This is a genomic window from Pseudomonas sp. H26/SER47-MNA-CIBAN-0231 (genome assembly GCF_040310465.1).
Taxonomy (GTDB): Bacteria; Pseudomonadota; Gammaproteobacteria; order Pseudomonadales; family Pseudomonadaceae; genus Aquipseudomonas; species Aquipseudomonas atacamensis.
Genome location: NZ_JBEOPW010000050.1, coordinates 1 through 521, shown reverse-complemented (window position 1 = coordinate 521; position 521 = coordinate 1). Strand labels below are relative to the sequence as shown.

1 protein-coding gene is annotated in these 521 nt (G+C 61.2%); it reads right to left on the bottom strand.

Annotated features, from left to right (window positions below; all coding sequences use genetic code 11):
* The coding region (tssI, locus tag AAEZ10_RS27190) for a type VI secretion system tip protein TssI/VgrG (protein WP_350571773.1) at window positions 1–521 on the bottom strand (521 nt) is incomplete at both ends.

Sequence of the window (521 nt, the reverse complement as noted above, 5' to 3'; positions counted from 1 at the left end):
CGGGTTTCCAGGCGCAGGTCGAAGCGCTTGATCACCGGGTTGCTGGCGACCATGCCGGAGTCTTGCTGATAGGGCACAGGGGCCAGTTTCGGGAACACCGTCTGGTCGTCGCCGAACACCAACTTGTGCGCGTTGGCGCTGTGCTGGAAGTGGAAGTGAATGCCTTCTTCTTCGCACAGGCGCTGGATGAAGTGCAGATCCGACTCGTCGTATTGCACGCAGTAGATGCGCTCGGGGTAGATCGAGCCGGTCTTGAATTCGTAGGCGTTGCCTTGAATGCCGTGCTCTTCCAGCACCTGACCGATGATCTTCGGCACGCTGAGGTTCTGGAAGATGCGCTGGTTGATGCGGTGCGCGAGATACGCCAGTTGCGGACGCAGGGTCACCGAATAACGGGTCAGGCGCTTGCCGGAATCGCCTTGCGCGGCGCGGTAGATCTGGCCGTGAATGCCGCTGCCGTCAGGCGACAGCTGCAGAAAGGCCGGTTTGTGCAGCAGGGTTTCGAGGTCCAGCGACGGCTG